A 12,343-nucleotide genomic window follows, 5' to 3' on the forward strand; every position below is an offset into this window, starting at 1 on the left:
GACTCGGCATTGTCGCGACGGCGGCAACGCGAACGCCGCGGCAACTGGATGCCGCCCACACGATCTCGAGCCACTGGGGCGGCTGCGCCAGCGACGTCAAGATCACATGCCTGGGCGACCCTGTCTCGACTTGGCGGTTGACCTTCGCCTTCGCCGGTGGCGAGTGCGCAGGCAACGTCTGGAACGGGGCGCTTACCCAGTCCAGCCAGCCACCAGGCGTGCGCCGGATACACCGCCATCAGTTGCGTCAACGACATCCGGGAGAACGCGTCGCGGTGCGCCGCGCCGGGTGGCCGGTTCCTCAACCAGCCGGGCAACTACCCGAACTGTCCCGGCGGCGGGCCCGCACTACGACCAGTCATTCCGGCTCACCGCCGGGGATCAGCGCTCGAGACCGCACGAGAGGACCCAGCTATGAGTTCAAATAGACGGAAGGCCGGGCTCGCATTCCTTGCCGCCATCCTGGCCTTCGCCGCAACGGTGTCCGGCGTGACGAGGTCGGCGTCGGCCGACGTCGTGGCCCAGCTGAACGGTCCTCAGCTGGTTGCCGACATGGGTGCCGGCTGGAACCTGGGCAACACGCTCGAGGCCAGCAACAACGGCATCCCCAGCGAGACGGCCTGGGGAAACCCGGTCGTGACGCAGGCCTTCATCGACCGGGTGCGGGCCTCGGGATTCAAGACGATCCGGATCCCGGTCTCCTACCTGGGACACATCGGGTCCGGACCGAACTACACGGTGAACGCGGCGTGGCTGACCAGAATCCAAGAGGTCGTCGACTACGCCTACAACCGGGGCCTGTATGTGCTGATCAACATGCATGGCGACGGTTACAAGACCGTCACCGGGTCCTGGCTGATCTGCGATGCGGCCGACCAGACAACGATCAAGGACAAATATCAGAAGGTCTGGCAGCAGGTGGCGACCAGGTTCCAGAGCTACAACGAGCACCTGATCTTCGAGTCCATGAACGAGAACTTCGACGGGCAGTACGGCAACCCGACCCAGCCGTGCTACTCGAACATCAACGCCTACAACCAGATCTTCGTGGACACCGTGCGCCGCACCGGCGGAACCAACGCCTCCCGGTGGCTGCTGGTGCCCGGCTGGAACACCAACATCGACCACACCGTGGGCAGCGGATTCGTGCTACCCACCGACCAGTACCGGTCGTCGTCCATCCCCGCGAACGAACAGCGGATCATGATCTCCGTCCACTACTACGACCCGTGGGACTTCGCGGGACAGGAGGACGGCACCATCACGCAGTGGGGCGCGGCCGCGACCAACCCGGCGAAGAAGTCGGTGTGGGGCCAGGAGGACTTCCTCGACGGGCAGATGAAGAAGATGTACGACAAGTTCGTCACGCGCGGATATCCGGTCTTCGTCGGTGAGTACGGCGCGATCGACAAGACGACGTACGACTCCTCGAGCAACCGGTACCGCGCGGACTATGCGCGCGCCGTGGTGGCCACGGCCAAGAAGTACGGAGCGGCCACCGCCTATTGGGACAACGGCTGGAACGGGCAGCACGGCTTCGGCCTGTTCGACCGGAGCTCGGGCGCGGTGACCCAGCAGAGCATCATCGCCGCCATCATGAGCGCCGTCGGCGGCAGCCAGCCCACCACCGCGCCCACCACGCCGCCGACCACCGCACCCACCACACCGCCCACCACACCGCCGACGACCAGCCCCGGCGGCACCTGCCGGGTCAGCAACGCGGTCAACGCGTGGAACACCGGCCTGACCAACAGCATTACCATCACCAACACCGGTACCACCGCCGTCAACGGCTGGACCCTGGCCTTCACCCTGGCCGCCGGACAGACGATCGTCTCCGGCTGGAGCGCCAGCTACTCCCCGACCAGCGGCACGGTGACCGCGACCAACGCCAGCTACAACGGCGCCCTCCCGCCGGGGGGCTCGGCCACCATCGGCTACCAGGCCAACCACGCCGGCAACGCCGCCGCCCCCACCGGATTCAGACTCAACGGCACCGCCTGTAACTGACCCACCGCGATGGGCCGGCGCCGCTTCGGCGGCCCCGGCCCGTCGTGCGTTTCGCCGGCCCAGCCGTCGCAGCACGAGGACAGGGAGACGGTCCGCCCGTTCATTGCGGGCCGCGGTTCTGGCGGAAGGCGCCACTGCCGTCCCGTCGGCTCGGCCCCGCGACGTGTTGTTTCGGTCTCCGCAGTTCGATCTACGACTGCACGACCCTGCCCAGCCTCCCCATGCGAGGCCACGGGTCTGAGTCGAAAACAGACCTCAGCCGACTGGTGTCAGTACGGCTTGGTAGCCGAGTAGCTGGAGTTGGTGGACCAGGCGGGCGGGTCGACGCGATTGAGGAAGTGCTCGGCCGAGGTCCTGGTAGTCGGCGTCGTTGCTGATCATTTGCCAGATGGCGACCAGCGCGCGTTTCTTGCCTCGGCGGTCGGCCAGGCGGCGATAGGGGGCCTGCTGACCCGATCGAGGACTCGGTGTCGGTCGAGGGTCTCGGGCGTTGGCTGGTGCTCAGTGCCCCGTGGACGGGATGTTCGAGGAGTGGCCGTTCTGCGCGTCACGCTTCAAGCGCTTCGCCGTCTGCTTCTCCTTGATCGTCTTGCCTTTTTTCTTGACGTTCGCCTTGCTCGTCGAGTCCTTGGACATGATCGAACCTCCCTGAAACGGGTCGGTGGACGTGCAGCGTCGGTGCTCGCCTGATCGCGGCGGGTGGGCGGTTCATGACGTCCGCGTGACGGCGGCGGAATCCGTGCGACACGCTGACCTTACGCCTCTTCCAGCTCCCACGATGATCAAGAGAAGCTGCTGAGGCGGAACCGAAGTCTGACGACATCGCGGACCTGTCCGACCCGGCTGGCCAACTGCGATCCGGACGACCATGTCTGGACACTGAGGGCGGAGCGGCAGGCCGTGGCTGGCGTCGACGCCGAGGTCCGGTGGCTGCGGGCGGATCGCCGCCATGCGCCCCCGCGCGGCCCGCGGCCCCTCCTTCGAGCGCGAGCCAGGGCGTTGAGAGTGCGGGCGATTCCGGCGCTGATCCACGGCTGCGCCGGTGAACAATCGAGCCAAGCCCGAAGCAGTCGGTTGGGAGGCTGGGCTGTGCGAGTGAGGGGAGTGGTCGACATGCCGATCACCTCGATTCTCGAGGCTGGTGAAAGTCGGTCCTTGAGATACCCGCACCGGGGTGCGGCCCTGAACGCACTGAGCCGCGATATCACTCGTAAGCCTGAACGACTGGGTCCATCCCCGGCCGGCTCGGTTCCGCATTGATAGCCGCGGACCCGTCCGCCTGCACGATCGCCGCCGCATACGCCTCCTCGGACGGGTGACCCACTGTCGGTGGCGATGCTGCGCTAGCGCCTACCTGACGCGCGGACACCGTTCCAGCCGTCCTCGTGGACCTGGACTCGGCCCCGGTCCGCCGCAGGAAGATCCTCAACGGACTGATCAGCGAATATTCGCCGGCAGTGCAGCCAAAACCGCATTTCCGAGCGGTACAGGTTGATCTCTTCCGCACCTGAAAGAACCGCGAAATCCCTTGAGCTGGCACCCTTCACCGTGTCGTCCAGGCAGCCGCCATTCCTCGCTGCGATCACCTCAATGTCTGATGATTGACACCTATCTATACAGGCTGTCATATTTGTGAAAGCGCTCTCTCGAGTGTTAGGAGGGCGCGGCCGTTCGGTCTCCCCCAGGCCCGAAGGAGTCCCCCATGAACCGCACGAATCCCCAGACCAGTTGGCCGAAACGTCTGCTTTCGCTGCTAGGAACCGCGGTGCTGGCCCTCACGGCCGGCATCCTCGTTGCACCCACCCAGGCACAGGCGATCGTCCGCGTGTCGGAGTTCCTCGCCGACTGCCCATTCAGCCACCGCCTTCCGGACGACCCCATCGTGTTCCCCGGCCTGCCCGGTGCGTCGCACATGCACAGCTTCTTCGGTGCCACGTCGACGAACGCCCACACCAACCTCAACTCCCTACAAAACGGCAGAAGCAATTGCAACCCGAGCGTCGACCTGTCGTCGTACTGGGTGCCCACGCTCTACAACGCCGCCAACCAGCCGGTCGAACCGAACATCGTGACGTTCTACTACCTCGGTGAGGGCATCGCGAACCCCGGGGCGATCCAGTCCATGCCGCTCGGCATGCGGATCGTCGCCGGCAACGCGAGGGCCACCGCACCGGACGCGACCACCATCTCCCGGTGGTCCTGCCTGCATGGACCGAGCAACCTGGTCAGCAAAGACTTCGTCAGCTGCCCGGCTGGCACCCAACTGGAGTCGTACCTGGACTTCCCGCAGTGCTGGAACGGGCGTGACCTGGACTCCGCCGACCACAAAAGCCACATGGCGTACCCGGTGAACAACGGTTGCCCGTCGTCGCACCCGGTCCCGGTGCCGAAGCTCCGCCAGGTGCTGCGGTACCCGATCACCGGCAACGCCGCCGCCATCCGGCTGTCCTCCGGCCGCGGCTTCACGATGCACGGCGACTTCTTCAACGCGTGGCCAGTGGCCGAGATGGATCGGCGCGTCCGTGACTGCATCCGTCCGGTCATCAAGTGCGGCGCCGACGGCCGCCCCAGCTAACCGCGCACTGACCAGCAAGAACGGCGGGCGGAACCACCGAAGCTCCGCCCGCCCCTACGCCCGGACGTGCCCTTCGCCGTGTCGGCCGCCTTGAGGTACGCGTGCTGCGTGCCGGTGAGCTGATCGGCGGCGGCGGTCGGTTTACTCGGCTCGGGCGTCGATACGGACGGCCGCCCGGCCGGCGTGGCGCCTGGAGCGGTGGTGCCGTCCGGTGCGGCGCCTAGTGCCTGGGTGCTGCCCGGTGCGGCGTCGGCGGGCTTGCCCGTACCGGTGGAGTGCCCGCACGCCGCGAGGGGTAGCCGCAGGAACGAGGCGAGTGTCAAGCGCCGAAGAACCGCGGTTCCCCAATCTTGAAGTGATCATGCTCGAAGGACAGTGTCGGATCCGGCTTTCCCATGCACAAATCCGCTGTTGTCGCACGGCGTCAGTCGCACTTCGCTCGGGATCACAGTTGGCGTGCGTAGTGCCCGGGTGAAGAACCGCCGGGCCGTCCGGGCGTCCCGGCGGACTGGCAGCAGGACGTCTACGACCTGGCCGTACTGGTCGATCGGCCGGTGGACGCAGAGCGAGGAGGAGACCCGGGGCGCGACGCAGCGGCATGCTTCACCGGTCGATCCTGCCCGGGCCTATCCGATTGGCGAAACGCGATAGAGCCCGGCTTTCTTTCAGTCGGCTGGCGACGGCGCGGTGCGGGTGTCGACCGGAGTGCCATGCTCGACCGTGCGCGAGACGGTGCAGAGCCGGTCATGCGACATCCGCGCCGCGCGCGGCAGCGCCTCCCGGGCCGCGTCGCCGGCGGCACCCTCCGGAAACGTGACGCGCAGCTCGATGGCCAGGTTGACCAGCCGGTTGCCGCCGGCCTCGTCCCGGACTTTGTCGCCGGTGACGTGGACGACGAAATTCTCCGGCTCCGCGCGCTTGCTGGTGATGTAGTCAACGTCGGCACCGGTGCAGCCACCGAGCGCGGCGAGCAGCAGCTCTACCGGGGTGAAGTCGGTACCGTCCCCGACGCCGACGGTTATCGTGCCGCCGCGGGCGTTGCGCGCCTCGTACTGGCCGAGGCTCGTGCGCTTCAGGTCCACCGAGCGCTGGGTGTCGTCCGCCATGCGGCGAATCTATCCCACCATGATCGCGGTCGGTGTGCTCCCCGAGATTCGCTGCTCTATAGTGACACTCATCAATCTGACGCGCGTGAACCGTGACCGCATTGCCTTCAGGAGGCGATCAGTGACCCGTTCAGCATCCGGGAGGACCCGATCTCGTATCCTCCGAGTGCTGGCGGCAGTCCTGGTCGCGGCTTTCGCGCTCGTGGCGTCCGGTACGGCGCAGGCCCGTACCCCCGTGGTGCAGACCTTTGCCCAGCTGCCACCGGGCCCTTGGCGGATCAACGAGCCGGCGACCGTCGCCGGCAATGTTCTGACCCTCGGCCCGTACGGGTACGTCGGCTTGTTCGACGGATCGTCGAGTGACTGGTCCGGCAACGCGGACAACGACCTGGGCTGGACCGTCGAGGCGAGGATGCGCCTCGATGAGTCGGTGACCCAGGAGTGCGGCTATGCGGAGCCGGCCCGCATCTGGGCCGGCGACCACCTGAGCGTCGTCACGGTCGGCTTCGCCCGCGGGCAGGTCTGCCTGACCTATCCCGTGCAGATCGCTTACGCGATGGACACCCAGAGCGCCTTCCACACCTACAAACTCGACGTACGGCGGGAGCGGGTCCAGTTGTCCGTCGACGGTCGTGTGGTCATCGCCCACACGCTGCCCTGGTCCGGTGGGGGGACACCGGCGTTGATGGCGGAGAGCCTGACCGGGACATCGCACTGGAAGTACCTCCGCTACGACACCACACCGTCGCTGCCCCGGTGCACGATGCGCGGGACGCCGGGTCCGGACCGCCTGGTCGGCGGTCCTGGTGCGGACGTGATCTGCGGCGGCGACGGCACGGACGAGCTGATCGGTGGTGGTGGCGACGACGTGCTGATCGGGGGCCTCGGCGCCGACGTGCTCCACGGCGGCTGGGGGCGCGACACGTTGGTCGGTGGGGACGACACCGACGTACTCGACGGGGGCGCCCAGGACGACACCCTGTACGGCGGGATAGGCCAGGACCAGTTCCCGGCGCTGCCGGAACACGACGGCGCTGACGTCCTGTCCGGCGGTGGCGGGTACGACACCGCCGACTATCGCGCCCGGACGACCCCGGTCACGGTCAGCCTTGACGGGCAGGCCAATGACGGCGCCGTCGGCGAGAGGGATCTGGTCGGCAGGCAGCGGTGGTCCGGCGACTCCGAAATCGAAGCGGTGCTCGGTGGTGCCGCAGCCGACATGTTGACCGGGGACAACTGGCGCAACTCCTTGACCGGAGGCGCCGGCACCGACGTTCTGCGCGGACTCGGCGGTGAGGACTCCCTCAACGCCGTGGACGGCGCGCCCGGCGACCTCGTCGACGGTGGGGACCTCATCGACTCCTGCCAGGCTGATCCGGGCGACGTTCTGAACTCATGCAACGAGCCTCGGTGCTTGCCCACGACAATGACGATGCCGCCGCCACCGACTTCAGCTGCGCCGCGGCCGGCGACGCCGACGCCACAGCCGTCCCCGACGAACCCCACCACTGCGCCTCCCACGGTCCCTACTCCGGCGGCTACGCCGCAGCCGGCAACCCCGATCCCCACGCCGTCGTGCCTGACGCCTCCGCCGACGTCCGCTGTCAGCACGCCGACGCAGAGCGCAGCGGCGGTACGCGGTGAATCCGGCGCGTGGACGGTGGGCTCTGTGCCGGTCGGCTGAGGGTGCCGAGCGCCTGCCCGGGTGGCGCTCTACAAGCTCGACAGGTCCACTCCGACGATCCGCAGGGCGAGCTCCGCGTAGTGGTCGCCGATGTCCTCCGGCGTCCACGTGCCCTCGTCCCGGTACCAGCGGGCGATGTCGATCCCCAGCGACAACAGCGCCAGGGTCGTCATCCCTGCATCTCTGACCTGAAAGACACCCGCGGCCATGCCGGACTCCACCAGGCGTCGCACCTCGTGGTCGATCTCCTGGCGGATCTGCCGGATCTCCTCGAAGTGCTCGGGGCTGAGCGCTGCGAGTTCGTAGTTCACGACCCGGGCCACCGTGTGCCCGCGCGCGTGGTCGATGGCGAACCGCCGCACCACGCTGACCAGCTGCTCCACCGGATCGTCGGAGCCGATCAGACCGTCGCGTACGAGCGCGAGCGTGCGTTCGTGGCCGGACCGGGAGATCAGGTAGAGCAACTCTTCCTTCGACTGGTGGTGCACATACAGGGCCGCGGGACTCATGCCGGCCGCCGCTGCGATGTCGCGGGTCGTCGTGGCGTGAAAGCCGCGTTCGGCGAACGCGCTTACCGCGGCGTCGAGAAGCCTTGCGCGGGTAGCCGCAGCCCGGGACAGGTCCGTGGTCTCGGTCATAGCGCTGCCATCCTCTCAGGTGCCTGGCGGGTGTGAGATGGGCCACGTCATGCGGCGACCGAATCTCTTGACGGACCGGAACGCTTCTCGCAAGCTGGGCAAGTAAGCAAGCGCTTAGTCAGTAGTGTAGAGGAGCGGCGTATGGGTCGCACAAATCGTCAGTACCGGCTCGCCAAGCGACCGGTCGGCCTGCCGGCGCCCTCGGATTGGGACTTGGTCGAGCAGCCGGTCGCGGAGCCGGGCGAGGGCCAGCTGCTGATCGAGGTGATCTATCTGTCGCTGGACCCGGCCATGCGCGGCTGGATGAACGAGGGCAGGTCCTACATCCCCCCGGTGGAGATCGGTGCGGTCATGCGCGCCGGCGGAGTGGGCCGGGTGGTCGCCTCCCGCAACCCACGGTACGTGGCCGGTGACTACGTGTCGGGAATGCTCGGCGTGCAGGAGTACCACCTGTCGGACGGCCGGGGCCTGACCAAGGTCGATCCCGCGCAGGCGCCGCTGCCGGTGTACCTCGGTGTCTTGGGCATGCCGGGCATGACCGCCTACTTCGGGCTGCTCGACATCGGCCGACCCGAGCGCGGCCAGACCGTCGTGGTCTCCGGCGCGGCGGGTGCGGTCGGCAGCGTGGTCGGCCAGATCGCCAAGATCAACGGATGTCGGGTCATCGGCATCGCCGGCGGCGAGCGCAAGTGCCGTCTGGTCGTGGAGGAGCTCGGCTTCGACGCCTGCATCGATTACAAGTCCGAGGACGTGCGCAAGGCTCTGCACGAGGCGGCACCCGACGGCGTCGACGTCTACTTCGACAATGTCGGCGGCGACATTCTCGACGCCGTGCTGACCCGTCTGGCGCGGGGCGCGCGCATCATCATCTGCGGCGCGATTTCGCAGTACAACGCGACCGATCAGGTCAAGGGCCCGGCCAACTACCTGTCGCTGCTGGTGAACCGCGCCTCCATGACCGGGATGGTGGTATTCGACTACGCCAGCCGGTATCCCGAGGCCACCACCGAGTTGGCAGGGTGGCTGTCGACCGGAAAGCTGCGGTCGCTGGAGGACGTGGTCGACGGCGGCGTGCAGGCGTTCCCCGACACCCTGCTTCGGCTCTTCAACGGCGACAACACCGGAAAGCTCGTTCTTCAGGTCGGTACCGAGTGAGCGGCCGGTTCGCCGGGCGGACGGCGATCGTGACCGGGGCCAGCCGGGGGATCGGGCTGGCCATCGCCGAGCGGCTGGTGGCCGACGGGGCGAAGGTCGTCGTCACCGCGCGCAAGCAGGAGGCGCTGGACGCCGCGGTCGCGCAGCTCGGCGGGCCCGAACACGCGGTCGGCGTGGCCGGGCACGCCGCAGACGTCGACCACCAGGCGGAGGCGGTCAAGCGCGCGATCGACGTGTTCGGCGGCGCCGACCTGCTGGTCAACAACACCGGCATCAACCCGGTGCACGGACCGATGGTCGAGCTGGACCTGGATGCGGCCCGCAAGATCGTCGAGGTCAACTGCCTGGCCGCGCTGTCGTGGGTGCAGCAGGTCCATCGGACCTGGATGGCCGAGCACGGCGGCGCCGTCGTCAACGTCTCGTCGGTGGCCGGCATCCGCCCGGCACCGGGTATCGGCTTCTACGGCGCCAGCAAGGCGATGCTCACCCACATCACCCAGGAGCTCGCGGTGGAGCTCGGCCCGGGCATCCGGGTCAACGCGGTCGCCCCGGCCGTGGTGAAGACGAAGTTCGCCGCGGCGCTCTACGACGGACGTGAGGAAGAAGTCGCCGCCGCCTACCCGCTCAAGCGGCTGGGCATGCCGGCTGACGTCGGCGGCGTGGTCGCGTTCCTGCTCTCGGATGACGCCGCGTGGATCACCGGGCAGGTGCTCGTCGTCGACGGCGGTGTGACGCTGACCGGGGGCGTCTGATGCCGGTGGGGGGACAGCGGGTGGTCGTCACCGGTGCCGGGCACGGCATCGGTCGCGCGCTCGCCACCCGGCTCACCGCCGAGGGCGCGCGGGTCGTGGTCAACGACCTTGACGCCGCCGCGGCGACCCGGGTGGCCGACGACATCGGCGGGCACGCCGTCACTGGTGACGCGGCATCCGAGGCGGGCGTGACCGCGCTGGTCGATGCGGCTCGCCGTCACCTGGGCGGTATCGACATCTGGTTCGCCAACGCGGGCATCGACCGCGGCGAGGGTCTGCAGGCGTCCGAGGCGGACTGGGCGGCCGCCCTCGACGTCAACGTGCTCGCGCACGTGCGCGCAGCGCGGCTACTGGTGCCCGAGTGGCTCGAGCGGGGCGCCGGTCGGTTCGTGGTGACGGCGTCCGCGGCAGGCCTGCTCACCATGCTCGGCAACCCGACGTACTCGGTCAGCAAGCACGCGGCCGTCGCGTTCGCCGAGTGGCTCTCCGCGACCTACCGGCACCGGGGCGTGGTCGTGCAGGCGATCTGCCCGCAGGGCGTCCGCACCCGGATGCTGGACAACGCCGGCCCCCTGCAGGAGCTGCTCAGCCACGACACCGCGATTGCGCCCGAGGAGGTCGCCGAAGCGATGTGGCAGGCCCTGGCCGACGACCGGTTCCTGGTGCTCCCGCACCCCGAGGTGGCGGGGTACTACGCCAACCGTGCTGTGCAGACCGACCGCTGGCTGGTCGGCATGAACAAGCTGCAGCGCCGGCTCGAGGCGAAGGGAACGACCGCATGAGGGCGTGGCAGACGACCGAACTCGGCCAGCCGCGTGACGTACTGCGGCTGGTCGACGTGGCCGACCCCGAGCCGGGCCCGGGTCAGCTCGCGGTCGCGGTGCTGGCCGCGCCCGCCAACTTTCCCGACGTCCTTATGTGCCGGGGGGAGTATCAGGTCAAGCCGGAGCCGCCGTTCACGCCGGGCGTGGAGCTGTGCGGCGAGGTGATCGCGCTCGGCGAGGGCGTCACCGGGTTCGCCGTGGGCGACCGGGTGCTGGGCGGCGCCGTGCTCCCGTACGGCGGGTTCGGCGAGCGCGCGCTGATGAACGCCGCCACGACCTTCGCGGCGCCGTCGGCGCTCGACGACGCCGAGGCCGCGTCGCTGTACATCGGGTACCAGACCGGCTGGTTCGGCCTGCACCGCAGGGCGGGGCTGCGGGCGGGCGAGACGTTGCTTGTGCACGCCGCGGCCGGCGGCGTCGGCAGCGCCGCGATCCAGCTCGGCAAGGCCGCCGGCGCGCGGGTGATCGGCGTCGTCGGCGGGCCGGCGAAGGCCGAGGTCGCCCGCAAGCTGGGCGCCGACGTGGTGGTGGACCGGCACGAGCAGGACTTCGTCGAGGTCGTCAAGGCCGCGACCGGCGGCCGGGGCGCCGACGTCGTCTACGACCCGGTCGGCGGCGAGACCTACCAGCGCTCAACCAAGTGCGTCGCCTTCGAGGGCCGGATCCTCGTCGTCGGCTTCGCCGGGGGCCAGATCCAGTCGGCCGCGCTCAACCACGCACTGGTGAAGAACTACTCGATCGTCGGGCTGCACTGGGGCCTGTACAACCAGTACGACCCGGCGGCCGTGGCGCAGTGCCACCGCGATCTCACCGCGCTGGCCGAACGAGGCGCCGTGCGGCCGCTGGTCAGCGAGCGGCTTGCGCTGCACGAGGTGGCCGACGGCGTGCAGCGGCTTGCCGAGGGCAGCACCGTCGGCCGCGTGGTGTACGTGCGGGGAGCGCAGCGATGAGCGCCCAGCGCCGGGTGGACGCCGTCATCTTCGACTACGGCGGCGTGCTGACCGGACCCGTCCGCGACTCCATCGCCGCCTGGATCGAGTCCGATGGCATCGACCCGGCGTCGTTCTCCCGCACGCTGAAGGCCTGGCTGTCCCGCGACGCCCCGGACGGCACCCCGATCCACCAGTTGGAGACGGGGCGGCTGTCCGTCACGGAGTTCGACGCGCTACTCGCCGCCGAACTGACCACCGTCCACGGCGACCCGGTGCACCCCGTCGGCGTGCTGCGCCGGCTTTTCGCCGGATTGCGGCCGGACCCGGAGATGTTCGCGCTGGCCCGGAGCCTGCGCGACCTCGGCGCGCGCGTCGGGATGCTGTCCAACAGCTGGGGCGACACCTATCCGCGCGAGCGGATCGATGCGCTGCTCGACCCGGTCGTCATCTCCGGCGAGGTAAGGCTGCGCAAGCCGCTCGCGCCGATCTACCACCTCACGCTCAAGCGTCTGGGTCTGCGGGCCGAGCGGGTGCTGTTCGTTGACGACGCCGTGCCCAATGTGGCCGGCGCGCGGGCGGTGGGCATGCGGGCACTGCTGCACACCGATGCGGCCACCACCCGTACGGCCATCGCCGAGCTGATCCCCGGCCTGACCCCGCAATGACA

General features: G+C 69.0%; 12 protein-coding genes and 1 pseudogene. 9 read left to right on the top strand and 4 right to left on the bottom strand.

Annotated elements, in window-relative coordinates; all coding sequences use genetic code 11:
• The first annotated feature begins 62 nt into the window (after positions 1 to 62).
• Positions 63 to 428 (top strand): hypothetical protein, encoded by a 366-nt coding sequence (locus ACIBSW_RS16980; protein WP_354724075.1) that lies wholly within the window; start codon positions 63 to 65, stop codon positions 426 to 428.
• Positions 415 to 2,010, top strand: coding sequence for a cellulase family glycosylhydrolase (locus ACIBSW_RS16985; protein WP_354724008.1), 1,596 nt, complete (start codon positions 415 to 417; stop codon positions 2,008 to 2,010). Before ACIBSW_RS16980 ends, ACIBSW_RS16985 begins: the two co-directional genes overlap by 14 nt.
• 501 nt (positions 2,011 to 2,511) lie before the next feature.
• Here the strand turns inward: ACIBSW_RS16985 and ACIBSW_RS16990 are convergent.
• On the bottom strand, positions 2,512 to 2,646 hold the full coding sequence (locus ACIBSW_RS16990; protein ID WP_354724010.1) for a hypothetical protein: 135 nt from the start codon (positions 2,644 to 2,646) through the stop codon (positions 2,512 to 2,514).
• A 1,129-nt stretch (positions 2,647 to 3,775) separates the two neighbouring features.
• Here ACIBSW_RS16990 and ACIBSW_RS16995 point away from each other — a divergent pair.
• Entirely contained in the window at positions 3,776 to 4,585 is an 810-nt protein-coding gene (locus tag ACIBSW_RS16995; protein WP_354724012.1) for a DUF1996 domain-containing protein, read from the top strand.
• 359 nt (positions 4,586 to 4,944) lie between these two features.
• On the opposite strand, the pseudogene ACIBSW_RS17000 reads toward ACIBSW_RS16995, so the two are convergent.
• Positions 4,945 to 5,145 (bottom strand): annotated as a pseudogene (locus ACIBSW_RS17000) (DDE-type integrase/transposase/recombinase); the annotation flags it as partial.
• A gap of 105 nt (positions 5,146 to 5,250) precedes the next feature.
• Positions 5,251 to 5,691 (bottom strand): OsmC family protein, encoded by a 441-nt coding sequence (locus ACIBSW_RS17005; protein ID WP_354724014.1) that lies wholly within the window; start codon positions 5,689 to 5,691, stop codon positions 5,251 to 5,253.
• Between ACIBSW_RS17005 and ACIBSW_RS17010 the strand changes: the two genes are divergently transcribed.
• Complete coding sequence (locus ACIBSW_RS17010) at positions 5,690 to 7,375, top strand: calcium-binding protein (RefSeq protein ID WP_354724016.1); 1,686 nt, start codon at positions 5,690 to 5,692, stop codon at positions 7,373 to 7,375. The two genes, ACIBSW_RS17005 and ACIBSW_RS17010, sit on opposite strands and share 2 nt — an antisense overlap.
• A 29-nt stretch (positions 7,376 to 7,404) precedes the next feature.
• Here the strand turns inward: ACIBSW_RS17010 and ACIBSW_RS17015 are convergent, their stop codons facing one another.
• Positions 7,405 to 8,013, bottom strand: coding sequence for a TetR/AcrR family transcriptional regulator (locus tag ACIBSW_RS17015; RefSeq protein WP_354724018.1), 609 nt, complete (start codon positions 8,011 to 8,013; stop codon positions 7,405 to 7,407).
• A 141-nt stretch (positions 8,014 to 8,154) separates the two neighbouring features.
• On the opposite strand from ACIBSW_RS17015, the gene ACIBSW_RS17020 reads away from it, so the two are divergent.
• Genes ACIBSW_RS17020 through ACIBSW_RS17040 form a run of 5 tightly spaced genes read left to right on the top strand, consistent with a single transcriptional unit; the run spans position 8,155 to position 12,341 of the window.
• Entirely contained in the window at positions 8,155 to 9,168 is a 1,014-nt protein-coding gene (locus ACIBSW_RS17020; protein WP_354724020.1) for an NADP-dependent oxidoreductase, read from the top strand.
• On the top strand, positions 9,165 to 9,920 hold the full coding sequence (locus ACIBSW_RS17025) for an SDR family oxidoreductase (protein WP_354724021.1): 756 nt from the start codon (positions 9,165 to 9,167) through the stop codon (positions 9,918 to 9,920). Before ACIBSW_RS17020 ends, ACIBSW_RS17025 begins: the two co-directional genes overlap by 4 nt.
• Positions 9,920 to 10,702: an SDR family oxidoreductase gene (locus tag ACIBSW_RS17030; RefSeq protein WP_354724022.1), complete on the top strand. Its 783-nt coding sequence runs from the start codon at positions 9,920 to 9,922 to the stop codon at positions 10,700 to 10,702. Before ACIBSW_RS17025 ends, ACIBSW_RS17030 begins: the two co-directional genes overlap by 1 nt.
• Positions 10,699 to 11,694, top strand: a complete 996-nt coding sequence (locus tag ACIBSW_RS17035; protein WP_354724023.1) for an NADPH:quinone oxidoreductase family protein — start codon at positions 10,699 to 10,701, stop codon at positions 11,692 to 11,694. Before ACIBSW_RS17030 ends, ACIBSW_RS17035 begins: the two co-directional genes overlap by 4 nt.
• Positions 11,691 to 12,341, top strand: a complete 651-nt coding sequence (locus ACIBSW_RS17040) for an HAD family phosphatase (RefSeq protein WP_354724025.1) — start codon at positions 11,691 to 11,693, stop codon at positions 12,339 to 12,341. The genes ACIBSW_RS17035 and ACIBSW_RS17040 overlap by 4 nt, the downstream gene beginning before the upstream one ends.
• The last annotated feature ends 2 nt before the right edge of the window (positions 12,342 to 12,343 follow it).

The organism is Actinoplanes sp. NPDC049668, assembly GCF_044465445.1.
GTDB lineage: Bacteria > Actinomycetota > Actinomycetes > Mycobacteriales > Micromonosporaceae > Actinoplanes.

Excerpts from the sequence above, each read along its gene's own strand:
- ACIBSW_RS16985 (WP_354724008.1), top strand. The coding sequence starts at position 415 with ATGAGTTCAAATAGACGGAAGGCCGGGCTCGCATTCCTTGCCGCCATC.
- ACIBSW_RS16990 (WP_354724010.1), bottom strand. The coding sequence starts at position 2,646 with ATGTCCAAGGACTCGACGAGCAAGGCGAACGTCAAGAAAAAAGGCAAG.
- ACIBSW_RS17010 (WP_354724016.1), top strand. The coding sequence starts at position 5,690 with ATGCGGCGAATCTATCCCACCATGATCGCGGTCGGTGTGCTCCCCGAG.
- ACIBSW_RS17005 (WP_354724014.1), bottom strand. The coding sequence starts at position 5,691 with ATGGCGGACGACACCCAGCGCTCGGTGGACCTGAAGCGCACGAGCCTC.
- ACIBSW_RS17015 (WP_354724018.1), bottom strand. The coding sequence starts at position 8,013 with ATGACCGAGACCACGGACCTGTCCCGGGCTGCGGCTACCCGCGCAAGG.
- ACIBSW_RS17020 (WP_354724020.1), top strand. The coding sequence starts at position 8,155 with ATGGGTCGCACAAATCGTCAGTACCGGCTCGCCAAGCGACCGGTCGGC.
- ACIBSW_RS17030 (WP_354724022.1), top strand. The coding sequence starts at position 9,920 with ATGCCGGTGGGGGGACAGCGGGTGGTCGTCACCGGTGCCGGGCACGGC.
- ACIBSW_RS17035 (WP_354724023.1), top strand. The coding sequence starts at position 10,699 with ATGAGGGCGTGGCAGACGACCGAACTCGGCCAGCCGCGTGACGTACTG.
- ACIBSW_RS17040 (WP_354724025.1), top strand. The coding sequence starts at position 11,691 with ATGAGCGCCCAGCGCCGGGTGGACGCCGTCATCTTCGACTACGGCGGC.